Origin of the sequence: Nonomuraea turcica, from assembly GCF_030718205.1 — a bacterium.
Lineage (GTDB): Bacteria > Actinomycetota > Actinomycetes > Streptosporangiales > Streptosporangiaceae > Nonomuraea.
This window is the reverse complement of sequence record NZ_JAUZQF010000013.1, coordinates 120835-143374: the sequence shown is the minus strand read 5'-3', so window position 1 is coordinate 143374 and position 22540 is coordinate 120835. Positions and strand designations below refer to the sequence as shown.

Annotated in this window: 22 protein-coding genes; 8 read left to right on the top strand and 14 right to left on the bottom strand. The window is 68.8% G+C overall.

Annotation, left to right across the window (positions count from 1 at the left end; all coding sequences use genetic code 11):
- The first annotated feature begins 1 nt into the window (after position 1).
- The 4 genes from Q9G87_RS31710 (at position 2) to Q9G87_RS31695 (ending at position 5181) form a co-directional block, all read left to right on the top strand.
- Positions 2–805 (top strand): purine-nucleoside phosphorylase, encoded by an 804-nt coding sequence (locus Q9G87_RS31710; protein WP_305920192.1) that lies wholly within the window; start codon positions 2–4, stop codon positions 803–805.
- On the top strand, positions 802–2430 hold the full coding sequence (locus Q9G87_RS31705) for a phospho-sugar mutase (protein ID WP_305920191.1): 1629 nt from the start codon (positions 802–804) through the stop codon (positions 2428–2430). The genes Q9G87_RS31710 and Q9G87_RS31705 overlap by 4 nt, the downstream gene beginning before the upstream one ends.
- A 343-nt stretch (positions 2431–2773) precedes the next feature.
- Complete coding sequence (locus Q9G87_RS31700) at positions 2774–4183, top strand: ATP-binding protein (protein WP_305920190.1); 1410 nt, start codon at positions 2774–2776, stop codon at positions 4181–4183.
- A gap of 413 nt (positions 4184–4596) precedes the next feature.
- The gene (locus Q9G87_RS31695) at positions 4597–5181 is read left to right on the top strand and encodes a hypothetical protein (RefSeq protein WP_305920189.1); all 585 of its coding nucleotides are present in this window, start codon (positions 4597–4599) and stop codon (positions 5179–5181) included.
- Positions 5182–5252: 71 nt separating this feature from the next.
- Here Q9G87_RS31695 and Q9G87_RS31690 read toward each other — a convergent pair whose 3' ends face one another.
- The 4 genes from Q9G87_RS31690 to Q9G87_RS31675 form a co-directional block, all read right to left on the bottom strand.
- Positions 5253–6419 (bottom strand): MFS transporter, encoded by a 1167-nt coding sequence (locus Q9G87_RS31690; RefSeq protein ID WP_305920188.1) that lies wholly within the window; start codon positions 6417–6419, stop codon positions 5253–5255.
- Positions 6420–6637: 218 nt separating this feature from the next.
- Positions 6638–7129: a GyrI-like domain-containing protein gene (locus tag Q9G87_RS31685; protein WP_305920187.1), complete on the bottom strand. Its 492-nt coding sequence runs from the start codon at positions 7127–7129 to the stop codon at positions 6638–6640.
- A 50-nt stretch (positions 7130–7179) separates the two neighbouring features.
- Complete coding sequence (locus Q9G87_RS31680) at positions 7180–8088, bottom strand: sigma-70 family RNA polymerase sigma factor (protein WP_305920186.1); 909 nt, start codon at positions 8086–8088, stop codon at positions 7180–7182.
- Positions 8088–8903, bottom strand: a complete 816-nt coding sequence (locus Q9G87_RS31675; protein ID WP_305920185.1) for a MerR family transcriptional regulator — start codon at positions 8901–8903, stop codon at positions 8088–8090. Before Q9G87_RS31675 ends, Q9G87_RS31680 begins: the two co-directional genes overlap by 1 nt.
- 104 nt (positions 8904–9007) lie before the next feature.
- Here Q9G87_RS31675 and Q9G87_RS31670 point away from each other — a divergent pair, with 104 nt between their 5' ends.
- The 3 genes from Q9G87_RS31670 to Q9G87_RS31660 all read left to right on the top strand — a co-directional run bounded on the left by Q9G87_RS31670 (position 9008) and on the right by Q9G87_RS31660 (position 11916).
- Entirely contained in the window at positions 9008–9700 is a 693-nt protein-coding gene (locus tag Q9G87_RS31670) for a TetR/AcrR family transcriptional regulator (RefSeq protein ID WP_305920184.1), read from the top strand.
- Positions 9660–11123 (top strand): class I adenylate-forming enzyme family protein, encoded by a 1464-nt coding sequence (locus tag Q9G87_RS31665; RefSeq protein ID WP_305920183.1) that lies wholly within the window; start codon positions 9660–9662, stop codon positions 11121–11123. The genes Q9G87_RS31670 and Q9G87_RS31665 overlap by 41 nt, the downstream gene beginning before the upstream one ends.
- Before the next feature lie 61 nt (positions 11124–11184).
- Complete coding sequence (locus tag Q9G87_RS31660) at positions 11185–11916, top strand: enoyl-CoA hydratase/isomerase family protein (protein WP_305920182.1); 732 nt, start codon at positions 11185–11187, stop codon at positions 11914–11916.
- Positions 11917–12030: 114 nt separating this feature from the next.
- Here the strand turns inward: Q9G87_RS31660 and Q9G87_RS31655 are convergent, their stop codons facing one another.
- The 5 genes from Q9G87_RS31655 to Q9G87_RS31635 all read right to left on the bottom strand — a co-directional run bounded on the left by Q9G87_RS31655 (position 12031) and on the right by Q9G87_RS31635 (position 16264).
- Positions 12031–12642, bottom strand: a complete 612-nt coding sequence (locus Q9G87_RS31655; protein ID WP_305920181.1) for a hypothetical protein — start codon at positions 12640–12642, stop codon at positions 12031–12033.
- Positions 12639–13712, bottom strand: coding sequence for an adenosine deaminase (locus Q9G87_RS31650; RefSeq protein WP_305920180.1), 1074 nt, complete (start codon positions 13710–13712; stop codon positions 12639–12641). Before Q9G87_RS31650 ends, Q9G87_RS31655 begins: the two co-directional genes overlap by 4 nt.
- Positions 13713–13736: 24 nt before the next feature.
- Positions 13737–14087, bottom strand: a complete 351-nt coding sequence (locus tag Q9G87_RS31645; RefSeq protein ID WP_305920179.1) for a cupin domain-containing protein — start codon at positions 14085–14087, stop codon at positions 13737–13739.
- Positions 14088–14091: 4 nt separating this feature from the next.
- Positions 14092–14697 (bottom strand): AMIN-like domain-containing (lipo)protein, encoded by a 606-nt coding sequence (locus Q9G87_RS31640; protein ID WP_305920178.1) that lies wholly within the window; start codon positions 14695–14697, stop codon positions 14092–14094.
- A 193-nt stretch (positions 14698–14890) separates the two neighbouring features.
- Positions 14891–16264, bottom strand: a complete 1374-nt coding sequence (locus Q9G87_RS31635) for an MFS transporter (RefSeq protein ID WP_305920347.1) — start codon at positions 16262–16264, stop codon at positions 14891–14893.
- A 147-nt stretch (positions 16265–16411) separates the two neighbouring features.
- On the opposite strand from Q9G87_RS31635, the gene Q9G87_RS31630 reads away from it, so the two are divergent.
- The gene (locus Q9G87_RS31630; protein ID WP_305920177.1) at positions 16412–16801 is read left to right on the top strand and encodes a MarR family winged helix-turn-helix transcriptional regulator; all 390 of its coding nucleotides are present in this window, start codon (positions 16412–16414) and stop codon (positions 16799–16801) included.
- Positions 16802–16813: 12 nt separating this feature from the next.
- On the opposite strand, the gene Q9G87_RS31625 is transcribed toward Q9G87_RS31630, so the two are convergent.
- From Q9G87_RS31625 to Q9G87_RS31605, 5 genes are read right to left on the bottom strand one after another with little or no spacing between them, the layout of a single operon-like run.
- Positions 16814–18094, bottom strand: coding sequence for a thymidine phosphorylase (locus Q9G87_RS31625; RefSeq protein WP_305920176.1), 1281 nt, complete (start codon positions 18092–18094; stop codon positions 16814–16816).
- Positions 18094–18489, bottom strand: coding sequence for a cytidine deaminase (locus Q9G87_RS31620; RefSeq protein ID WP_305920175.1), 396 nt, complete (start codon positions 18487–18489; stop codon positions 18094–18096). The genes Q9G87_RS31625 and Q9G87_RS31620 overlap by 1 nt, the downstream gene beginning before the upstream one ends.
- The gene (locus tag Q9G87_RS31615) at positions 18486–19766 is read right to left on the bottom strand and encodes an ABC transporter permease (RefSeq protein ID WP_305920174.1); all 1281 of its coding nucleotides are present in this window, start codon (positions 19764–19766) and stop codon (positions 18486–18488) included. Before Q9G87_RS31615 ends, Q9G87_RS31620 begins: the two co-directional genes overlap by 4 nt.
- Entirely contained in the window at positions 19763–20902 is a 1140-nt protein-coding gene (locus Q9G87_RS31610) for an ABC transporter permease (protein ID WP_305920173.1), read from the bottom strand. Before Q9G87_RS31610 ends, Q9G87_RS31615 begins: the two co-directional genes overlap by 4 nt.
- Positions 20902–22512, bottom strand: a complete 1611-nt coding sequence (locus tag Q9G87_RS31605) for an ABC transporter ATP-binding protein (RefSeq protein WP_305920172.1) — start codon at positions 22510–22512, stop codon at positions 20902–20904. Before Q9G87_RS31605 ends, Q9G87_RS31610 begins: the two co-directional genes overlap by 1 nt.
- Positions 22513–22540 lie beyond the last annotated feature (28 nt).

Genomic DNA, 22540 nt, shown 5'->3' with positions numbered 1-22540 from the left:
TGTGACCAACGACGCATACACCCTGGCCAGTGAGGCCGCCGCGGCGCTGCACCGCGCCGCCGGTCTCGACACCTTCGACGTGGCGCTCGTCATGGGGTCGGGGTGGGTGCCCGCCGCCGACGCGATAGGCGAGACGGTGTGCGAGATCCCGTTCATCGAGCTGCCCGGCTTCCAGGCCCCCGCCGTTGCCGGGCACGGCGGCAAGATCCGCGTCATCCGCACCTCGAGCGGGCGGCAGGCGCTGGTGTTCCTCGGACGCACGCACCTCTACGAAGGGCTCGGGGTGGACGCGGTGGTGCACGGCGTGCGCACGGCGGCCGCGGCCGGCGTCCGTACGCTCGTGCTCACCAACGCGGCCGGCGGCCTGCGGCCCGAGACGCAGAGCGTCGGCGACCCGGTCCTGATCAGCGACCACATCAACCTGACCGGCGCCAACCCGATCACCGGGACCACGTTCATCGACCTCACCGAGGTCTACTCGCGCCGCCTGCGCGCGCTGGTGAGGGAGATCGACCCGACCCTCGCCGAGGGCGTCTACGTGGCCTTCCGCGGGCCGACATACGAGACCCCGGCCGAGATCCGCATGCTCCGCACGCTGGGCGGGGACATGGTCGGCATGTCCACCGTCCTGGAGGCCATCGCCGCCCGCGAGGCGAACCTGGAGGTGCTCGGCGTCTCCCTCGTCACCAACCCCGGCGCGGGCCTGTCCGGCGAGCCGCTCAACCACGAGGAGGTCCTGGAGGTCGGCCGCGCCACGGCCGCCCGCATGGGCGTCCTGCTCGCCAAGGTGGTGGACCGGCTGTGAGCCTCATTGAAGAGGCCCGCGCCTGGCTGGCTCAGGACCCCGACCCCGACACCCGCGCCGAGCTGGCCGCCTTGCTGGAGCGCGAGGACATGGTTGCCCTCCAGGACCGCTTCGGGGCCAAACTCGAGTTCGGCACCGCGGGCCTGCGCGGCGAGCTGGGAGCCGGCCCCAACCGGATGAACCGCGTCACCGTCATGCGCGCCGCCGCGGGCCTGGCCAAGGTCCTCGGCCCCGGCAAGCACGTGGTCATCGGCTACGACGCCAGGCACAAGTCCGACGTCTTCGCCCGCGACACCGCGGCCGTCCTGACGGGCGCCGGCCTGCACGCTTCACTCCTGCCGTGCCCCCTGCCCACCCCGGTCCTGGCCTTCGCCGTACGCCACCTGGGGGCGGACGCCGGCGTGACCGTCACCGCCAGCCACAACCCGCCCCGCGACAACGGCTACAAGGTCTACTGGGGCGACGGCTCCCAGATCGTGCCACCGATCGACAGTGAGATCTCGGCCGCCATCGACGCCGTCGGCCGCGTGGACGGGCTGCCTCTGCACGACCCCGGCACGCTGACGGAGCTCGGCGAGGGCATCATCGACGACTACATCGCGGCCGTCACGTCCCTGCCGCTGGGCGACGCCCGCGACCTCAAAGTCGCCTACACACCCCTGCACGGGGTCGGCGCGGCCACGCTGACCGGCGCCTTCCTGGCCGCAGGCTTCGACAGCCCCATGGCGGTGGAGGAACAACGCGACCCTGACCCGGACTTCCCCACGGTCTCCTTCCCCAACCCGGAGGAGCCTGGCGCGATGGACCTGGCCATCGCCTTGGCCTCCAAGCACGGCGCCGACCTGGTCCTCGCCAACGACCCGGACGCCGACCGCTGCGCCGTGGGCGTACCTCTGCCGGACGGCTCCTGTCGCATGCTGACCGGCGACGAGGTCGGCGGCCTGCTGGCCGAGCACGTGATCACCCACACCACCGGCGACCGCATGGTGGCCACCACCATCGTCTCCTCCACCCTCCTCAGCAAGATCGCCCAGGTGCATGGAGTCCGCTACGGCGAAACGCTGACCGGCTTCAAGTGGATCATCAAGGCCGGCCCAGGCCTGGTCTTCGGCTACGAGGAGGCCATCGGCTACAGCGTCGGCTCGGACGCCGGCCTCCCGGTCAGGGACAAGGACGGGATCGGCGCGGCCCTGACGGTGGCCGCCATGGCGGCGGACGCGAAGCGCATCGGCCGTACCCTGCTGGACCTCCTGGACGACCAGGCCAGGCGCTACGGCCTGCACGCCACGTCCCAGCTGTCGTTCCGCGTGGCAGACCTGTCCCTGATCGCGGACGCCATGTCCCGCCTGCGGGCGCACCCTCCGGCGATGCTGGGTGGCCGCACGGTGGAGCGGATCGACGACCTGACCAGGGGCGAGGGCGGCCTGCCACCCACGGACGGCCTGCGCTACCGGCTGTCGGGAGACGCCCGCGTGGTGGTCCGCCCGTCAGGCACGGAGCCGAAGCTGAAGTGCTACCTGGAAGTGGTCGTCCCGGTGACGGGCGAGGTGCCGGACGCCCGCACCCGCGCCACGGAGGACCTCAACGCCCTGAAAACCGACCTCTCCACCACCCTGGGCCTCTAACCGGCTCCCGGGCCCAAAGCATGGTCCTCCGCAAACGGGGGCGCTGCGCGCCATGGGGCTCCGGGCAGCGCCCTCTGGGGGCAGGCCCCCAGACCCCCGGCGAGGGGACTCCCGTCCCTCGCGCTCCCCGGTCGTGAGCCACTCGCCGGTTGCCATACAGGGTTGGTCACACTATTGAGACATCGGGAACCGATACCACCACATCTGATTGTTTCAATCTTCGGCTCTTCCCCCTTCTCAAGTCTCATCCATGAGACCAACTTGGAGAGTCGAGGCCATGAAACCACCTCGTGAGACCAACTCCTCAGTTAGTCTCATCTCTGAGACTTCCGGGAGGAGTTGAATGGAACCGTTCATTGGCAGGCGACGAGAGCTCGCCGTTCTCAAGCGAACCCTTGAGAAGACGGATCGTCATCAGCTCGACCGACCCGGGCGCGCGCTCCTCATCCGGGGACGTCGCCGCATCGGAAAGTCCCGGTTGGCAGAGGAGTTCATCCGGCAAGCACAGGCGCCCCACGTCTACTACGCGGCCACGGGCCAGGCACTCGGCGACGAACTCCGCACCTTTGCCGAGGAGGTGCGGACGTCCAACCTCCCCGCCGCGTCCATCTTTGACGACGAGCAACCCGCGTCATGGCACGACGCGCTCTCCCTCCTGGCTCAGGCCCTCCCAGAGCACTCTCCCAGCATCGTCGTCATCGACGAGCTTCCGTATCTGATCAAAGAGGACCCCACGTTGGAGGGCGTGCTTCAGAAACTCTTCGATAGGGAGTTCTCCAGAAGGCCTGTCCTGTTGCTCCTCATCGGCTCAGATCTGTCGATGATGGAGGCGATCAACACCTACAATCGCCCCTTCTACCGGCGTGCCGCCGATTTCGTGGTCAACCCGCTCACGCCATATGACGTGGGGCACGCGCTCGACCTCCCCCCAGCGGAGGCGTTTGACGCGCACCTGATTTCTGGCGGACTGCCGATGATCTGCGAAGAGTGGCCCAGAGGTAGTTCAATGTGGACATACCTGGAGCAGGCGCTCGAGGACCCGCTCTCGGCCCTGATAGCCAGCGGAGAGCACGCCCTGACCGCCGAGTTCCCGCCCGAAGCGCACGCCCGCAGAGTCCTCAACGCCATCGGCTCGGGACAGCGCACCCACTCCAATATCGCGGCCGCCACCCAGGCCGTCCCGCGGGCGACTATGAATCGCGCACTCCAACTGCTCCTTGAAAAGCGCATCATCGCCTTGGACAAACCGCTGTCAACGCGCCCATCGCGGGATTCACGCTACCGCGTGATCGACTCGCACCTGCGGTTCTGGATTCCCTTTATTGGACCGCGCCTGACCGACATCGAGCGTGACCGGGGAGACAAGGTCCTGGAGCGCATCCGCCGTTCATGGACATCATGGCGAGGCACAGCCATCGAGCCCCTGATTCAGGAGTCTCTCCGCCGCATGGACGACCTACCCGAGCAGACTGGAGCGATCGGCGGATACTGGACAAGGACCAACGATCCCGAGATCGACATCGTCGGGGCAGATCGAGAGCCAATCGCGAAGACGATCACTATGGTGGGCTCCGTGAAGTGGCTTGAGGACCGGCCATTCGACCATCACGACCTTAGCGAGCTCATCGTCCACCGCTCCAAGATGCCTGGAGCGGACACTTCCACTCCTCTCTACGCGATCTCCCGAAGCGGATGCAGCGTGGAAGGTTTGACACACATCTCTCCAGAACAACTGCTCGACGTTTGGCGATAGGCGACCGTTGGTCTCATCAATGAGACCAACCTGAAGACTAGGTCCGTGCACGACATCGATTGAGACCAACTCCCGTAGTTAGTCTCAGTCATGAGACCTATTGCCGCCCCGGCCGGCAGGTGGGAGAAGAGCCGCAGCAGACCCACACGGGCGACGGCCACGTGAACCAGTGATGAGCGACGTCGATCTTGCGCAGGAGTGCGTCCCGGTGGATGGGTCGCACATATCCCCGGAGGAACTGCTCGACGTCTGGCGGTAGACACGCACGGCCAACCTGATCGACATCACCGCCGAACGAGGCCCGAACGCCATCAACTGCGAACTTTTCGTACGGTTCGCGTATCTCATGACTTGTGATCAAACAAGCTATGGCGATTGCGTTGGTGGCCGGCTCGGTTCTGGGAGGGACTGGCGTGGCCCAAGCGAGCACCAACGGGATCTCCAAAGGGTTCCTGCTGACCGAGTCCGCTGCGGCCGCGGGACCGGTCATGGAGGACGAAGAATCGTGGAAGATCAGCAACAACCTGTCCCGGCAGCTGGAGCTCAACCCTTGTGGCAGGAAGACGAAGCCCCGCGACGGCCGGGTCGCGATGCGCACCATCACGTACGAGAGCAGTGCTCCTTCCAGCAGCAGCGAGCAGCTCGTGCTGTACAGGAACACCAAGTCCGCCCAGGCCGCTTTCCGCAAGCTCCAGAGAGACCTGGCCAAATGCCGGATGCAGGCGGTGTCCGTCAAACACCATGGCCACCCCTGGTACGGCTACATCGGCAAGCCGCTGCGCGCCGGGGACGAAGGCCTGTCCGTCGCAAGCTACTACTACAACAAGAAGAGAAAGCGTGTGGGTGAGGCCCTCGATCTGACGGTCGTCGCCCGCCGGGGCGCCGCCTTGTTCTTCTACACTGACGCCGGCAACGGCCTGCGAGAACGCAAGAAGATCGTCAGCCAGGCGAAGAAGATGGCGACGAAGGTGTGCGACCTTCCCGGGGTGTGTGAGTAGGTAGCGGCGCGGTCGCCGCAGCGGGTGGAACACCAGTGGCGGCGGCCGTGGGTAGGTCTCAACCATGAGACTTATTCCGGGGCGGCGACGGCTGCGGCCGGCAGGCGGGAGGAGAGGCGCAGCAGCCCTGCGCAGGCCAGGGCCAGGAGCGCTGCCAGGACGGCCCACAGCAGGACGGGGGCCACGCCGATCAGAGCCGAGAAGCCGGCGGGCGCCACGACGTAGCCCACTGCCCAGGTCATCTGGTAGACCGCCAGGTAGCGGCCGCGGAGGGCCGGAGGTGCTGCGCCCGCGGCCAGGGCGACGGCGGGGACTCTGTGCAGAAGCTCCGCCAGAGTGAAGACGAGGGTGGCGGCGACCAGGCCAGCGATCCTGAGTGGGCCGGGCGGGAAGAGGGCTGTCGCGGCGTACAGGGCGCAGGAGAGGATGAAGACACCTCCCGCCAATGCCATCGCGTGCGTACGGCGAGCGCGCCGCTGGATGAGACGGGCAGGGAGTTGTCCTGCGGCGATGAGCAGCGTGTTCACCGTGTAGAGAATGCCGAGCAGGGCCGGCGGAGCGCCCAGAGCCGAGACCGCGTACAGCGGCAGCCCCACGGAGAGGATCAGGTGGGCCAATGTGAACGCCTGCTCGGCCGCCACCAACCCCATGAACGGCCGGTCGGCAAGCACCTGGCGGTAACCGCCGGGCTTCTCGCCTGAACGACGCGGACCCTTGACCGCCCCACCGGAAAAGAGCAGGCACACGGACGCCACCACGAAGCTGACGGCGTTGAGCGCCGCGATCACCATGAACCCGTTCTGACCAGCCAGCGACACGGCGGTCGCCGAGAACAAGCCGCCCAGCCCGAAGGCGACGTTGCGGGCCGTGGCCTGTATCGCGTACAGCCGGTCCCTGCCCCCGCCCTCCGTGAGCACCGCGACATAGCTGCCCGAGGCCGGGTAGAAGGCACGGTCGCCGACCGCGATGACGGCGGCGACCGCAACGAGCGGGCCGAAGCCGTCCACGAGCGGGTAGAGAGCGAAGCCGAGCGCGCGGATCACGTACGTGCCCACCAGCACCGTACGCGCGTCGAACCGGTCGATGAGCACCCCGGCGACCGGGTTGGCCGCCAGGCCGAGCGTGGCCGCCACCGTCACGCCCAGGCCGACCGTGGTCGCCGGTAGCCCGGTCACCTGCTGGATGAAGAGCAACGTCAAGGGCAGGTAGAGGCCACTGCCGAGTGCGTCGACGAACATGCCGACGAGGAAGGGGCCTACGTTCGGGACCCGCGGTGGTGATGAGACGAGCACGCGGCTCAGTGTGCCGGACTCATGGCGGGCGGCGGATCGGGCGCAGGTCCTAGGTCTCCTGTCGCGGATGCCACGGACCCGCCCCCGACGATTGGGCGGCGTCGTGTCCGTCCAGTGTCACCTTGCGCGACGCCCGGAACCGTCGCCGGGCGTCGCGCCCGAGGTCAGTCGGCCAGGCGGAACTGCAGGTCCGTGTGCCACTTGTTCAGGTCGGGCTCTTCGACGGGATTGGTGTTGTAGAGCTCCAGGCGGGAGCCCCAGTGCTCCGTCCCGTCAGGGTCGGACGTCTTGTCCCAGGTGAGGCCCTGTTCCGCAGCCCACTTGCGCATCGCGTCGGTCACGGCCATGAGCCCGTCCGGGTGGCCGTGGTGGGAGACGGTGACGTAGCGGCCGGCGGGCAGGACGTCGGCGAAGATGTCGGCCTCGCCCTCCACCGGCGAGGCCACCGGCACACCTGCCACTACCACCAGCCGGTCCGCGGCCATGTTGATGCTGTCGTACTTGAAGAACGGCGCCCCGGCGGGATACGCGCCGCGCTCGATCAGCCAGCCGATGATCTCGCCGATGCGGTCTCCGACGAGGTTGAAGCTGGTCATGGTGATGGTCTTGCGCACCCCGACGTATGGGCGGTCGGGAAGCTCGATGATCTCTGGCATGTTTCTTTCTTTCCTCCTTCACCTCTCAGTACGAAGGACGGACTCGAAACTCATCGACCGAGTACGGCTTCGAAACTCATCGGCAGGCCGAAGAAGGGGAACAGGCCGGGGTCGAGGTATGTGGTCTCGCCAGTGATCAGGTCGTCGGCGACGTCGAGAACGACCAGGGCGAAGGGCTCGCCGTTCACGTACTGGCCGAAGGCCGGGGAGCCGTTGGCCCTGGTCGGGACGAGGCGGGAGCCGGCGCACGCGGCGTCGGCCTCGGCGGCGAGCATGACGGCGCGGATGTGCTCGCGCCCGCGCAACCACCAGGTGAACGGCGGCATGGACGAGGTCGCGTCCTCGTGGAGCAGCGAGACCAGCGCCGCCACGTCGTAACGCTCGAACGCCGACACGTAGCGGGACAGCAGCCCCTCGTCCACGTCCTCGTCGGCCGCCTCGGTCGGCGGGAGCTTGGCCCGGGCACGTTGCAGGGCGCTGTTCACCGACGTGACCGTCGTGTCCAACAACCCCGCCGTCTCGGCGGCGGACCATTTCAGCACGTCACGGAGGATGAGCACGGCCCGCTGGCGGGGCGGCAGGTGCTGCAGGGCCGTCACGAACGCCAGCCGGATCGTCTCCCGCGCCACCGACAGGTCCGCCGGGTCGAGGGCACGGCTGTCCGGGATGGGGTGGATCCACCGGTCAGGCGGGAGGGGTGCGCCCAGGCCGGCGCCGGGGATCGCGTCCGGGACCAGGTCCATGGCGCGGGCGCGACGCTGCGACCCCCGGAGCATGTCCAGGCAGATGTTCGTGGCCAGGTGGAACAACCACGGGCGCAGCGGGCCCCTGGCCGGGTCGTACGTGCGCCACGCCCGCACGAACGTCTCCTGCACCGCGTCCTCGGCCTCGAAGCCGGAGCCCAGCATGCGGTAGCAGTAGCCGGTCAGCTCGACCCGGTGCCCTTCGAAGCCGTGCACTACGCGGGGGTCACCTCGATCTGCAGCTCCGTCACCCATTCGTCCTCATTCTCCGGGCAGTGCAGGGAGATCTCCCTGGCCAGCCCGAGAGAGCGGTAGCCGTTCTCCTCGGTCCAGTGGGCCAGCGTCTGGAACGTCGGTCCCACCGCCTCCATCGACCCATGATGGATGATCGTGGCCGCCAGCTCGATGGCAGGCAGGTCGATGACGTCGAAATCATAGGAACCAGGCGGCACGGAGACCGGCAGGCAGGTGTGCACCATGACCGAGCCGTCCTCCTCCGGCACGTAATAGGCCAACCCGGGAGCTACGACGGACACGCCGGCCGCCTCCACCCGCCGGCAGATCTCCTCGAACAGCGGCTTGATCACAGGGCCGATGTCTTCGCCCTCGTAGCTGGCCGCCCTGGCGCTGAGCTCGGCGACTCGCACCGAGGGCACCTTCTTCAACAGGACTTCGGCCGTACGCATGTGCCCCTCCGTCTCGATCGTGTGGAGCCTCGCCTCGACGCTGCGCAACCTGGCCAGGTCGGCGCTGATCTGGGCCTCCAGCTGGGCACGGCGCATGCGTACCATGCCGTGCAGTTCCTCCGTGCTCACCTTCTCGTCGAGGATCACCCTGACCTGCTCCAGCGTGAAGCCGAGGTCCTTGATCGCGACGATGCGGTTGAGCCGGGACAACTGCGCGGCCTGGTACGACCGGTAGCCGGTGACCGGGTCCACGTGGGCAGGGCGCAGCAGGCCGATGGCGTCGTAGTGGCGCAACATGCGGACCGACACGAGCCCCAGCCTGGCGAAGTCTCCGATGCTGAACATGACTGCTCCAGGTCTAGGGGCTGACACGGTGTCAGGGTCAACCTATGGCGATTCAAGGGGAAAGAGGCTAACTTAGGTGCTACCGAACGTTCGGTAGGAGGATCATGGATCTCAAGGACCGGGACGCGGACGCGAGCCGGCGGATCAGGATGGCGGCGGTGCTGCTGTTCGCCCGGCAGGGCTACGCGGCCACGAGCATTCGCGATCTGGCCCGAGAGGTCAACATGACCAATGCCGGCATCTATCACCACGTGTCGAGCAAGGAAGCCCTGCTGGCAGGCCTCATGCGGGTCGCCCAGCAGGGATTGATCGACGCCGCCGAGCGCATGCTGCGCGACGTCCAGCGCCCCGCCGACCGCCTCGCCCTGCTGATCAGCTCGCTCACCGCGAGCCACGCACTCGCCCCCATGACGACCCGGGTCATGGACGCCGAGCTCCGCTCCCTGACCCCCGGCTCCGCCGCCCTCGACGAGATCATCGCACTCCGCGACGCCTACGAGGACCACTGGAAGCACGCCATCGCCGACGGCGTCTCAGCAGGCGTCTTCCGCATCGCCGACCAGAAGCTGACCCGCCTCGCGCTCATGTCCATGTGCACGGGCACCAGCGAGTGGTACCGCCCCGACGGGGACTCCACGCTGGAGCAGGTGTGCGCGGAGTTCGTGGCGATCGGCCTGGCCGCCGTACGCGCTCCCGTCCAGGTCGTCGCGGCCCTCGACCTCTCCCTGCTGCCCGACTTCCCCTGGGAGCCGCCGCATGCCAGAAACGATCCCCGACCTGCTGAGGCACGCCGCTAGACAGTACCGCCGCCGCGAGTTCCTCCGCTTCCCCGACACCTCGCTGACCTTCGAAGACGCAGACGCCCAGTCGGATCGGCTGGCCGGCGCCCTGATCGACAAGGGCGTAAAGACCGGCGACCGGGTTGCGGTCATGATGGACAACGTGCCCGGCTGGCCGATCAGCTGGCTGGCGATACTCAAGGCAGGCGCGATCACCGTGCCGGTCAACGTCCGCTACCGCGCCGCGGACCTGGAGCACGTCCTGCGCGACTCGGGCGCCGTCGCCACGCTGACCACCGCCGAGCACGTCCCGCACATCCCGGGCACGGTGTACGCCCTCGACTCCCTGACCGGGTCACCTCCCGCCCGGCCCGTTCCCATCGATCCGCACGATGTCGCGAATTTTCAGTACACGTCGGGCACGACTGGCTTCCCCAAGGCCTGCATGCTCACCCACGACTACTGGCTCAGAACCGCCCGGATCATGGCCGACCAGGCGCGTCTCCGCGACGACGACGTCATGATGATCGCCCAGGCGTACTCGTACATGGACCCCCAGTGGGCCACCCTCCTCTGCCTCATCGGCGGCATCCCCCTCGTGGTGCTCCCCCGCTTCTCCGCCTCCGGCTTCTGGCCGTCGGCCAGGCAGCACGGCGCGACGCTCACGTACGTGCTCGGCACGATGCCCGTTCTGCTGCACAAACAACCGCCCCACCCGCTCGACCGCGAGAACCGGATGCGGCTCGTGCTCTGCTCGGGCATCCGCACCGACCTGCACCGGGAGTTCGAGGAGCGCTGGGGCGCGCCGTGGCGCGAGCTGTACGGCTCCACCGAGAGCGGCCCCGACCTGTACGTGGACATCGACGCCGAAGAGACGGTGGGCACCGGCGCGATGGGCCGCCCGCCGGCCGGCAAGGAGGTCGTGCTCGACGAGGAGACCGGGGAGATCCTCGTCAGGGGCGTGCCCATGATGAACGGCTACTGGAACCACCCGGAGGCGACCGCCACGGCGTTCAGAGACGGCTGGTACCACACCGGCGATCTCGGCGTCCGCGACGAGCACGGCTACATCCACCACGCCGGGCGGATCAAGGACATGGTCCGCAGGGGCGGGGAGAACATCTCGTGCGCCGAGGTCGAGAGCGTGCTGACCCAGCATCCCGCGGTGCTGCAGGCGGCTCTGGTGCCCATCCCGGACGACCTGTGGGGCGAGCTGCCGAAGGCGTTCATCCAGCTCCACCCCGGCCACACCCCCGACGCGGACACGGCCATGAGCGTGATCGAGCACGCCAGGCAGCGCCTGGCCCGCTTCAAGATCCCGGAGTACGTGGAGTTCGTCGAGGGCTTCTCGCTGACCCCGTCGGCCCGCATCGAGAAACGCCACCTGATGAGGCCCGACCAGCGCTCCGCCCCCGCCCTGTTCATGGGCCTCACTCCGTGAGGCCGGCTCGATCGCCAGACGCCGCCGCCTTCCTCACCATCGAAATCGACCAGGAGAGAGCATGATCGAAGTAACGGAACGCGACGAGGTGGCCGTGATCACGCTGGCCCGCCCCGAGAAGCTCAACGCGCTCACGGCGGCGATGCGCAGGGACCTGGCCGCGGCGGTACGCGGCCAGGGGGACGACAAGAGCGTCAAAGGCATCGTGGTCACCGGCACGGGCCGGGCGTTCTCCGCCGGGGAGGATCTGCGCGAGGCCGCGGGCAAATCCCTCCTGGAGGAGGTGAAGCTCTTCCACGACATGACCAGGGCGGTGCTGGAGACCCGCGTGCCGGTGGTGGCCGCGGTCAACGGCATCGCCGTGGGCGGGGCCGCCGAGTGGACGCTGTGCTTCGACTCCCGCATCGGCGTCCCGTCGGCCGAGTACTTCTTCCCCGAGAACCACATCGGCCTGTCGATCTCGAACGCCTCCAGTTACCTGCTGCCCCGCCTGGTCGGCGCCCGTGCGATGCGGCTGGTGCTCGACTCGGCCCGCCTGAGCGCCGAGGAGGCCCTGGCGGCGGGCCTCTTGGACGAGATCGCCGAGCAGGAGGCGCTGGTGGAGACGGCGATCGCCCGGGTGCACCACTGGTCACGGCCGGGCACCGCCACAGACGTGCACCTCTCGCTGCTGCGCCCGGCCCTGACCGAGGTGGAACGGGCCTTCGCCGTCGAGACGGAGGCCGCCAAACACGTGGAGGAAACCGGAATCGCCGAGGCGGGCATGCGGCGCTTCGTCGAAGCAAGGTCATGACGCCCCGACACCAGCCGAGCGATGACGACGCGACCACCAACCGAGGACGGCGACGACCATCAGCTGAGCGACAGCGACGCGATCACCAGCTGAGCGACGGCGATCGCCGGCTCGCTAGGGGATGACGATCGCCACAATCACCAGCACGACCGCGGCCACCAGCACCGCGATCGCGTCGTAGGCCCAGACGACCCGGACCGGCGCCGCCTCCTCGTGACGGTGCCGGACCGACTCGGCGCGCTCGCGGATCTGCTCGCCCACCCAGTCGGCGTGCGTCTTGCCCGCGAACGCCTCCTCCGCCGCCTGCTCGCCCTTGCTCAGCGTCGGCTCGGTGCGGAGGCGTCCCCGCTGCTGCCGGGGCATGCCGCGGCGCTGCGCCTTGGCCCGCTCCCGCGCGCTGGCCATCGGCGTCCACAACCGCAGCACCTGCTCATCGCCGTGGTGCACGCTGATGGCGTGCGACACGCTCACATCATCGATGGCCGCCCACGGCACGTGCGTCGTGCGCATCGGGTTGCGGCCCACCAGCTCGGACTCCGTGAACACGGTCGCGGGCCGCAGCGCGACGAGGTAGACCAGCGCGGTCAGCACGCCGAGCACGGCCAGTGCCACCAGCGACGGCTTGCCGTTGTATTTGCTGATCAGGTCCCAGACGTTGAACGCGACGAACGCCAACCAGACCCACGCCAGTACGAACGCGGCCCTGGAGCGGTAAGTCTGTTTCACGGCCGCCACTTCAGCTGCGCGAACCCGGGCTTGATCACGCCGTTGATGAGCGCCAGCCGCTCGTCGAACGGGATGAACGCCGACTTCATCGCGTTGACCGTGAACCACTGCAGGTCGTCCCAGCCGTAGCCGAACGCCTCGACCAGCTTGGCGAACTCCAGCGACAGGCTCGTCCGGCTCATCAGCCGGTTGTCGGTGTTGACCGTGACCCGGAAATACAGCCGCCGCAGCAGCCCGATGGGATGATCGGCGATCGACGCGGCGGCCCCGGTCTGCAGGTTGGACGTGGGGCACATCTCCAGCGGGATGCGCTTGTCGCGGACGTAGGCGGCCAGGCGGCCCAGCTTGGCCGTGCCGTCACCGGCCACCGTGATGTCATCGATGATCCGCACGCCGTGCCCGAGCCGGTCGGCACCGCACCACTGGATGGCCTGCCAGATCGACGGCAGCCCGAACGCCTCGCCCGCGTGGATGGTGAAGTGGGAGTTTTCCCGCTGCAGGTATTCGAACGCGTCGAGATGCCTGGTGGGCGGGTATCCCGCCTCCGCCCCCGCGATGTCGAACCCCACCACGCCCACGTCGCGGTAGCGGACGGCGAGCTCGGCGATCTCCATGGAGCGCGCCTGGTGCCGCATGGCCGTGAGCAGCGTGCCGACGCGGACCCCGCGGCCCTGCGAGCCCTGCTTGAAGCCCTCGAGCACCGCCTCGACCACCTGGTCCAGAGTCAGCCCCGTGGTGGTGTGCTGCTCGGGGGCGAAACGCACCTCGGCGTAGACCACGCCGTCCGCGGCCAGGTCCTCGGCGCACTCGGCCGCCACGCGGACGAGCGACTCGCGCGTCTGCATGACGCCGACGGTGTGGTCGAACGTCTCCAGATAACGTTCGAGCGATCCGGAATCCGACGCCTCCTCGAACCACTGGCGCAGATTGTCGGGATCGTTGGTAGGCAGCCGATCGTAACCAGTCTCCCGGGCGAGCTCGACGATCGTCTCGGCGCGCAGCCCGCCGTCGAGGTGATCGTGCAGCAACACCTTGGGAGCCCGGCGGATCTCGTCAAACGTGGGGCTCATCCGCCCATGATATGGCCAGCGGTCTCAGTCGCGGCCCGCGCTGTCCGGAGAAAACGCAGGCAGGCACACGGCCACGTATTCAGCGCCCTCGGGACCCACGCTGTAGCGGACCTTCTCGCCCGGCGACGTCACCACCGACTGCCCGGCCGCGACCTCCGTCCGCCCGCCGTCGTGCTCGACGATCAGCGTGCCGCGCAGGACCACGGTGTATTCCGTGAAGGACGGCGTCTGCGCGGGCTCCTCCCAGCCCGGCGGTGCGGTCATGTGGGCGATGGAGATCTCCTCGTCGCCGCTGTTGACGCGGCCGATGTGCTCGTCGATGAGCTTGCCGCCGGGGACGGGGATGCGGGCCGGGCCCTCGATCTTTCTCACCACGGGATCAGTGTGCCACGTCGAGTACGAGCCGGTTGGGCGAGGACGCCTCGGTGAGCTGGAACGCCGCCTGCCTGGCCAGCACCAGGCCGATGCCGACGCGGCTCTCGAAGTCACCGGTCCGCACGACCTCGGTGAGGTTGCGCAGGTCGGCCTGGTAAACCGGGCCGCCCTTCCAGGTGAGCTCGCCGTTCTCCTCGTGCGCGTTCGCGGGGAAGAGCGTGAGCTGCAGGTAAGCCCCGCCACGCACCTCGAGGGGTTTGCCGGAGCCGGCCTCCACGAACTCGTCCACCCATCTCACGCTGTATCCGGGGATATCGCCTTCGAGGTCGATGACCAGGCGGTCGTACGTTTCGTGGGACGCATACCGCACAGCCCTCACGACCGCGGGCCCCACGCCCGGCCGTGCGACGTCCACTTCCGCCGTGCTGGTCGGCGCGCCCGACTCGGGAACCAGCGCCGCCGATTCGGTCGCGGACGGGCTTCCGGGCAGGGCGGTCTGGGTGGCCGGGCCGCACGCCGTACCGCCGGCCGTGAGCAGGGCCAGGCAGGCGAGCGGGGCGGCGAGGCGGCTGCGCGCCCACCGGCCACCGGCCCGGGATGACGGTCGCATGCCTCGGTAGATGCCCAGCACGCGAGTCGGCAAGCGGCGTTTCGGGCGACCGGCGCGATCTTTCCTGGCCCTTTCGCGGAACGGGACCGACCCTCTACCCTGATCGGCTCACAAGGAGTCACACACGTGACTACGAGGTCATTCAGGAATGAGAAAAGGGCCCCGCCAGGACGGCGGGGCCCTTTTATCGTGATCAGACGGCCTCGTAGACCTTGTCGCTGTCCGGCTCCACGGCCACGGCCTTGCGGCCGCGCAGCCCGGTCAGCGAGATCGCCAGGCCGACGAGGGCCAGCACCAGCGACACCACGATGGCCGCGCGCAGCGTGCCGATCGAGAGCGTCTCGCCACCCCCCGAGGTCAGCACGGCGGTCACCGCGGCCAGCACGATGGCGCCGCCCACCTGCCCGGAGGTGTTGAGCAGCCCGGAGGCCAGCCCCTGCTCATCGTCGTGCACGCCGCTGACGGCCTGGATGTTGAGCGCGGGGAACGACAGCGCGAACGCGACGCCCAGCAGCAGCATCCCGGGGATGACCATGCCGGCCAGGCTGGGCGTGCTGTCGATGCCCAGGAAGATCGCGTAGCCACCGGCCAGCGCGGCCGCGCCGATGACGATCAGCTTGCCGGTGCCGAACCTGTCGGCGAAGTCGCCCATCTTGGTCGAGGTGAGCGCGACGAGCAGGCCCGCGGGCAGGAAGGCGAGCGCCGTGCCGAGTGCCGACCAGCCCAGCAGGATCTGGAAGTACTGCATGGCGACGAACTGGAAGGCGACGTACGAGCCGAAGAGGATCATCAGGCCGAGGTTGGCCCGCACGATGTGGCCGGAACGCAGGATGCCGAGCCGCACCAGCGGGTGCTTCATCCGCAGCTCGGTGAAGACGAACAGCCCGAGCAGCGCCGCCACGGCCACCAGCGAGCCGATGGTCCGGACGGAGGTCCAGCCGACCTCAGGCGCCTGGACGACGGTGAAGACCAGCAGCAACATCGAGGCGGTGATCAGCACGGCGCCGAGCAGGTCGTGGCCGCCCTCGGCCCGCTCCTCGGCGCCCCGCGGCAGCACCCTGAGCGCGGCGACCAGCGCGATGATCGCGACGGGCACCGGCATCAGCAGCGTCGCCCGCCAGTCGAGCTCCGTCAGCAGGCCGGAGAGCACGAGGCCCAGCGAGTAGCCGCTGGCGCCGCAGGCGGTGAAGATGCTCAATGCCCTGTTGCGCTCCGGGCCCTCAGGAAAGGTCGTCGTGATGATCGACAATGCCGCGGGCGCGGTGAAGGCGGCCGACACACCCTTGATGAACCTGGCCGCGATCAGCAGCGCTCCGTCATCCACGATGCCACCGAGCAGGGACGCGACGGCGAAGACACCCAGAGCGACCAGGAACACCCTGCGCCGCCCGAGCAGGTCGGCGGTCCTGCCCCCGAGCAACAGAAGACCGCCGTAGCCGAGCACGTAACCGCTGACCACCCACTGCAAAGACGACGTGCTCAAGCCCAGGTCGTGCTGGATTGCGGGGAGAGCCACACCGACCATCGAGACGTCCAGAGCGTCAAGGAAGATCACCGCGCACAGCACGGCGAGCAAGCCCCAGAGAGAAGAAAGAGATGCCGAAGTTGAAGAAGAGGAAGACGACATGGATCAGAACAATACATGCATCAGCATCTAATGCAAGTGCATTTAATTCCGTTGCATAAGGTTTAGCGGAGTGGTAACCTCCGCGACATGGACGAGGAGTTCGTGGTCGAGACCTGGCATTACGTCCTGGCCAAGCACGCCAAAGCCATGTGCGCGCTGGAGCGGGAGCTCGGCGATCGGCACGGGCTGGGGCCCAGTGAGTTCGAGGTGCTGGACCGGATCGTCCACCACGACAGGAAGTTGCGCCTGCAGGAGCTCTGCGACGAGGTTCACCTGAGCCAGAGCGCGCTGTCCAGGGTGGTGGCGCGGTTGGAGAAGGCCTCGCTCGTGTCACGGGGCGCGTGCGATTCGGACCGGCGCGGTGTCTTCGTGTGCATCACCGATGAGGGCCGCGCTCGCCACGCCGAAGCCCTCCCCACCCAGCGGGCCGTCCTGTCCGGCATCTTCACCGACACCCCGGCGGCTCTGATCTCCTGACCCCGCCGCGCGCTACTCGGCGGTGATGCGGTCGATGACCAGCGGGAGCTGCTCCTCGCTGGCATCCCCCACCGCGTAGCCGCCCTCCAACGCCTCCAGCGCCCGCGCGAACCGCTCCGTCTCATCGGCGTGCAACGTCATCAACGGCTGCCCGGCCCGCACCAGATCCCCGGGCTTGGCGTGCAGCGTGACGCCGGCCCCGAACGACACCGGGTCCTCCTTACGCGCCCGCCCGGCCCCCAGCCGCCAGGCCGCCAGCCCCACCGCGTACGCGTCCAGCCGGGTCAGCACCCCCGACCCGGGCGCCTCGACGACCATCGTCTCGGCCGCGCGCGGCAGCACGGCGTCCGGATCGCCGCCCTGAGCGACGATCATCCGCCGCCAGGCGTCCATGGCCGATCCGTCCTGCAGCGCCTTGGCCGGGTCCTTGCCGGAGGCGACCCCGGCCGCCTCCAGCATCTCCCTCGCCAGCCGTACGGTCAGCTCCACCACGTCAGAGGGCCCGCCGCCGGCCAGGACCTCGACGGACTCCTCGACCTCCAGCGCGTTGCCCACGGCCCGCCCCAGGGGCCGGTCCATCGCGGTGAGCAGCGCGACCGTGCGCACTCCCGCGTCCGTGCCGAGCGCCACCATCGTCTCGGCCAGCTCACGCGCCGTCTCGACGGACTTCATGAACGCCCCTGAGCCCACCTTGACGTCGAGCACCAGGGAGCCGGTGCCCTCGGCGATCTTCTTTGACATGATCGACGAGGCGATCAGCGGGATGGACTCGACGGTGCCGGTGACGTCGCGCAAGGCGTACAGCTTCTTGTCGGCGGGAGCGAGGCCGGAGCCCGCCGCGCAGACGACGGCGCCGGCCGAGCGCAGGACGTGCAGCATCTGGTCGTTGGAGAGCGAGGCACGCCAGCCGGGAATGGACTCCAGCTTGTCCAGGGTGCCACCGGTGTGGCCGAGGCCGCGTCCGGACAGCTGCGGCACGTACGCGCCGCACGCCGCCACCAGCGGCGCCAGCGGAAGCGTGATCTTGTCACCGACGCCGCCGGTCGAGTGTTTGTCGGCAGTCGGCCGATCCAGCATCGACCAGTCCATGCGCTCACCGGAGCGGATCATGGCCTGGGTCCAGTCGGCGATCTCGCGCCGGTCCATGCCGTTCAGCAGAATGGCCATGGCCAGCGCGGACATCTGCTCGTCGGCCACGTCGCCGCGGGTGTAGGCGGCGATCACCCAGTCGATCTGGGCCGTGGTCAGCTCGCCGCCGTCCCGCTTGGCGCGGATGACCTCGATGGCATCCACTACGCGCTCCTGCTCAGGTCTTCCGGGCCGAACGCGTACGGCAGGATCTCGGACATCGGCTTCGGCCCGTCGACGGTCTCGACCAGCAGGTCGTCACCACCGAACTCGTACAAGACCTGCCGGCAGCGCCCGCACGGCATCAGCAGCTCGCCGTGGCCGTCCACGCAGGTGAAGGCCACCAGCCGGCCGCCGCCGGACAGTTGCAGCGCCGACACCAGCCCACACTCGGCGCACAGGCCGAGCCCGTAGGAGGCGTTCTCGACGTTGCAGCCGGTGACGATCCTGCCGTCATCGACGAGCGCCGCCGCCCCCACAGGAAATTTCGAGTACGGCGCGTACGCGTGCCGCATGGCCTCAGCGGCCTCGTCCCGCAGGCCGTCCCAGTCGATGCTCAATGCTGTTCCCCCCGGCGATAGCGTACGCCGTCGGCCTTGGGCATCCGCAGGCGCTGCGAAGCCACCAAGAGCACGAGCAGCGTGAGCACGTGTGGTGTGATGAAGACGAACTCGTTCGGCAGCTGGTCGACGGTCATCCAGAGCCAGAACAACACGACCATGCCCGCCGCCGCGGCGGCCATCAGCGTGTAGTCCCTGGGGCTCCTGGCCGCCAGCTCGGCCGGCTGGTCGGGCGCCAGCATCCGGCGGGCCCTGATCACCAGATAGGCCAGCAGCAGCACCGCGCCGAACAGGAAGAACGACGTGACCGCCCCCGAGCTGCGCAATTGCAGGCCGTCGGCGTAGCCGAACAACGACGCGCCGGCCGCTAGCCCGCCGGGCCGCCAGTTGCCGAAGATCATGGCGGCCAGGCCGATGAAGCCGCGCCCGGCCGTCTGGCCCTCGACGTACTTGGTGGAGACGAAGACCAGGAACACGCCGCCGAGCCCGGCGAACGCGCCGGAGATGACGACCGCGAGGTACTTGATCAGGTAGACGTTCACGCCCAGCGACTCGGCCGCCCACGGGTTCTCACCGGCCGAGCGCAGCCGCAGGCCGAAGGCCGTGCGCCAGAGCACGAAGAACGTCAGCGGCAGCAGGAGGACCGCGAGGACCACCAGGACGTTCACGTTGTGCGTGAGGCCGCGCAGGATCCCGGCGAGGTCGGAGAGCAGGAACCAGTGGGTGCTCTCGAGCTTTCCGAGCAGGTCAGGACCGTCAGAAAGCAGCGGCAGGCTGATCTGCCACGAATCCCCAGTGATCGCGGGCGAGGTGGTGATACCCGCGCCGGCGTCGGCCGCGGGCGTGCCCTCCTTGTAGAGCACCTCGGACAGGAAGCGGGTGACGCCGGGGCCAAGCAGGTTGATGGCGACGCCGCTGATGATGTGGTCCACGCCGAACGTCACGGTGGCGATGGCGTGGATGAGGCCGCCGAGCGCGCCGCCGAGCAACCCGGCGATCAACGCGGCCACGGCGCCCCACTGGTAGCCGGCCCAGCCGGCGAACCAGGTGCCGAGCACCATCATGCCTTCGAGCCCGATGTTGACCACACCCGCCCGCTCGGCCCACAACCCGCCGAGCCCGGCCAGGCCGATCGGCACCGCCAGCAGCAACGCGGCGGCGAAGGTGCCGGAGGAGGTGATGTCGTTCTGGCCCGACACGACGCGGACCAGCGACATCAGCAGCAGGAGCGCGGCGACGCCGACGAGCACCAGGTGGTATTTGGTGAACCTGGTCATGCTGCCACCTCAACCTTGTTCGTGCCGAGCTCGTGGGCGGCCCGCCGTTCCTCGAGTCTGAGGGCCAGCCGGTTCGTCACCTCGTTGGCCACGACGACCAGCAGGACGGTCACACCCTGAATGATCGTGATGACGGATGGCGGCACGTTCGCGATCTGCAGGGCGCCCTGCGCCCGGTCGAGGAAGGCGAACAACAACGCGGCGACCGCGATGCCGACCGGCTTGTTCCTGCCGAGCAGCGCCACAGCGATGCCCAGGAAGCCCAGTCCCGCGGTGAAGTTGGAGTTGAACGCGCCCTTGTCTCCGAGGATCTCGGGCAGGCCGATGAGCCCGGCGATCCCGCCGGACAACACCATGGCCGCGATGACCATCGTCTTCGGGTTCACGCCCGAGGCGAGCGCGGCCGGGCCGTTGAGTCCGCTGGCCTTGACGTTGAAGCCGAAGCGGGTGCGTTCGAGCACGACCCAGATCACGATGCCGAGCGCGATCGCCACGAGCAGGAAGCCCCACACGCCCCCGCCGCGGGTGGGCGGCAGCAGCCCGAACCATTCGAAGGCGAAGTTGAGGTTCGGGAACATGGCCGACTCCGGCAGCTCCGGCGTCGTGGTGGTGAGTTGCCCGGCGGCACGCTCGCCCGCGAACGGTCCTCGCACGAGGAACGAGCTCAGGTTGATCGCGATGTAGTTCAGCATGATCGTCGCGATGACCTCGTTCACGCCCCTGGTCACCTTCATGACCGCGGGGATGAGCGCGTAGAGGCCGCCGACGGCCGCCGCCACCAGAATGATCACCGTGATCTGGATGGGCGCGGGCGCCGTGAACGTCGAGCCGACGTAGGCCGCGCAGATGGCGGCGAGCCGGTACTGTCCCTCCACGCCGATGTTGAAGAGGTTCATCCGGAAGCCGACGGCCACCGCCAGGCCGGCGATGAACAGCGGCACCGCCCGGTTGAGGAAGGCCGCGATCGCGTTGGACTGGGCCCGCTCGGTGGCGCCGAAGTCGAAGAAGGCGGCGAACGCCTCCAGCGGGCTCGCGCCCGCGGCGGTGATCGCCACGCTGGAGATCGCGATGGCCAGGACGATCGCGATGACGGCGCCGGCCACGGTGAGCAGCGCCCGGTTGAGCCCGGCGGGCATCACGTCTCCTCAGTGCCGGCGATGGCGCCGGTCATGTAGCCGCCCAGCCGCTCGGGCGTGATGTCGGAAGGGTCGAGCGCGGCCACGAGGCGTCCCCGGTAGATCACCTGAATCGTGTCCGACAGGCCGATCAGCTCGTCCAGGTCGGCGGAGATGAGCAGCACGGCCAGGCCGGCCGCCCGGGCGTTACGCAGGTGGTCCCAGATGGCGGCCTGGGCGCCGACGTCCACGCCGCGGGTCGGGTGGGCGGCGATGAGGAACTTGGGAGCGCCGCTCATCTCGCGGCCCACGATCAGCTTCTGCTGGTTGCCGCCGGACAGGGCCAGCGCCAGGGTGTCCACGCTGGGCGTGCGGACGTCGTAGTCCTTGACGATGCGCTCGGTGTCACGTTTGGCGGCGCTCCGGTCGACCCAGATGCCGTTACGTGCGGGCTTCCTGGTCTGGTGACCGAGCACGCGGTTCTCCCACAGGGACGCCTCCAGCAGCAGGCCCTGGCGGTGCCGGTCCTCGGGGATGTAACCGACGCCGGACTCCCTGCGCTTGAGCGTGGACCAGGTGCTGATGTCCTGCTCGCCGAGGGCGATGACACCGTGCGCGGCGCGGATGCCCATGATGGCCTCGATCAGCTCGGACTGGCCGTTGCCCTCGACGCCGGCGATGCCGAGGATCTCGCCCTCGTGGATCTCGAACGACACGTCGTCGAGCAGTAGCCGCTTGCCGTCCGCGCGCAGCTTCTCGACGTACACCTCGACCGGGGTGCCCTTCGGCACCGGGCGGTAGCCGTCGGCCTCCATGGTGAGGTGCGCGACCTGGAGCGACACGCGGTCGGTCACCGTGGACTCGCGGGTCTCGGGCGTGGGCAGCTCGCTGCCGACCATGAGCTCGGCGAGCTGGCGGGCGCTGGTGACCTCGTCCCTGGCCAGGCTCGCGACGGTGGTGCCGCGCCGGATCACGGTGATCGCGTCGGCGATGTCGAGCACCTCGTCGAGCTTGTGCGAGATGAAGATGACGGTCAGGCCCTCGGCCTTGAGCTCGCGCAGGTTCTGGAAGAGCTCCTCGACCTCCTGGGGGACCAGCACGGCGGTCGGCTCGTCGAGGATCAGGATGCGGGCGCCGCGGTAGAGGACCTTGAGGATCTCCACACGCTGGCGGTCGCCGACGCCGAGGTCCTCCACGAGCTTGTCCGGATCGACCCGCAGGCCGTGGCTGTCGGCCAGCTGGGTGATGCGCGAGCGGGCGGCGGCCGTGTCGAGCATGCCGGCCTTCTTCGGCTCGGCGCCGAGGACGATGTTCTCCAGCACGGTGAGGTTGTCGGCCAGCATGAAGTGCTGGTGGACCATGCCGATGCCGACGGCGATGGCGTCACTGGGCGTGCGGAAGCCGACCTCGGTGCCGTTGACCTTGATGGTGCCCTCGTCCGGCTTCTGCATGCCGTACAGGATCTTCATCAGGGTGGATTTGCCTGCGCCGTTCTCGCCGACGATGGCATGCACCGTGCCGGGGTCGACGGTGATGCGGATGTCGTGGTTCGCGACGACGCCGGGGAAACGCTTGGTGATGCCCTCCAGCTCTACGGCGGGTTTCGCCGTGGCCAGGGTGTCAGCACTCATTTCGCCTCTCCTAGAGGGGGGCGGCATA

Coding starts and splice junctions, on each gene's coding strand:
- Q9G87_RS31700 (WP_305920190.1), top strand. CDS start 2,774: ATGGAACCGTTCATTGGCAGGCGACGAGAGCTCGCCGTTCTCAAGCGA.
- Q9G87_RS31690 (WP_305920188.1), bottom strand. CDS start 6,419: ATGTTCGTCGACGCACTCGGCAGTGGCCTCTACCTGCCCTTGACGTTG.
- Q9G87_RS31685 (WP_305920187.1), bottom strand. CDS start 7,129: ATGCCAGAGATCATCGAGCTTCCCGACCGCCCATACGTCGGGGTGCGC.
- Q9G87_RS31675 (WP_305920185.1), bottom strand. CDS start 8,903: ATGTTCAGCATCGGAGACTTCGCCAGGCTGGGGCTCGTGTCGGTCCGC.
- Q9G87_RS31670 (WP_305920184.1), top strand. CDS start 9,008: ATGGATCTCAAGGACCGGGACGCGGACGCGAGCCGGCGGATCAGGATG.
- Q9G87_RS31665 (WP_305920183.1), top strand. CDS start 9,660: ATGCCAGAAACGATCCCCGACCTGCTGAGGCACGCCGCTAGACAGTAC.
- Q9G87_RS31660 (WP_305920182.1), top strand. CDS start 11,185: ATGATCGAAGTAACGGAACGCGACGAGGTGGCCGTGATCACGCTGGCC.
- Q9G87_RS31650 (WP_305920180.1), bottom strand. CDS start 13,712: ATGAGCCCCACGTTTGACGAGATCCGCCGGGCTCCCAAGGTGTTGCTG.
- Q9G87_RS31640 (WP_305920178.1), bottom strand. CDS start 14,697: ATGCGACCGTCATCCCGGGCCGGTGGCCGGTGGGCGCGCAGCCGCCTC.
- Q9G87_RS31630 (WP_305920177.1), top strand. CDS start 16,412: ATGGACGAGGAGTTCGTGGTCGAGACCTGGCATTACGTCCTGGCCAAG.
- Q9G87_RS31615 (WP_305920174.1), bottom strand. CDS start 19,766: ATGACCAGGTTCACCAAATACCACCTGGTGCTCGTCGGCGTCGCCGCG.
- Q9G87_RS31610 (WP_305920173.1), bottom strand. CDS start 20,902: ATGCCCGCCGGGCTCAACCGGGCGCTGCTCACCGTGGCCGGCGCCGTC.
- Q9G87_RS31605 (WP_305920172.1), bottom strand. CDS start 22,512: ATGAGTGCTGACACCCTGGCCACGGCGAAACCCGCCGTAGAGCTGGAG.